The organism is Aeromonas aquatilis (genome assembly GCF_054052405.1).
The window spans coordinates 1-300 of the sequence record NZ_JBSTYP010000204.1; the positions used below are offsets into that span (position 1 = coordinate 1).

1 protein-coding gene is annotated in these 300 nt (G+C 60.7%); it reads right to left on the bottom strand.

Annotated features, from left to right (window positions below; all coding sequences use genetic code 11):
- On the bottom strand, positions 1 to 300 hold a 300-nt coding region (locus ACW5W8_RS24035), incomplete at both ends, for a hypothetical protein (protein ID WP_498630922.1).

The following is a 300-nucleotide window of genomic DNA, read 5'->3' on the forward strand; positions in this document are numbered from 1 at the left end:
TGGTCACCACGATCGGGAAATCCGTGTCGTTGTATTCCGCTGTGCAGGGGTCGCCAATCAGAAAATCAGACCAGTTATTTGTCCAGGTGCGCTGGTCGAACAGCGCCCCATAGCGGGCCCACAGGTCACCGATGATCAGGGCGCTGGAGACCAGGGAATCCGCCGCCTCATAGTTGTGACTGAGTGGCCTGGCCAGGGTGATGCGGCCCGAGATCTCCACATCGGTGGCCAGGCTCATATCCTCGACCCGGTGAACCACGGTCAGCGGCTCCACATAGCCGGTCAGGTTCAGTGGACTGG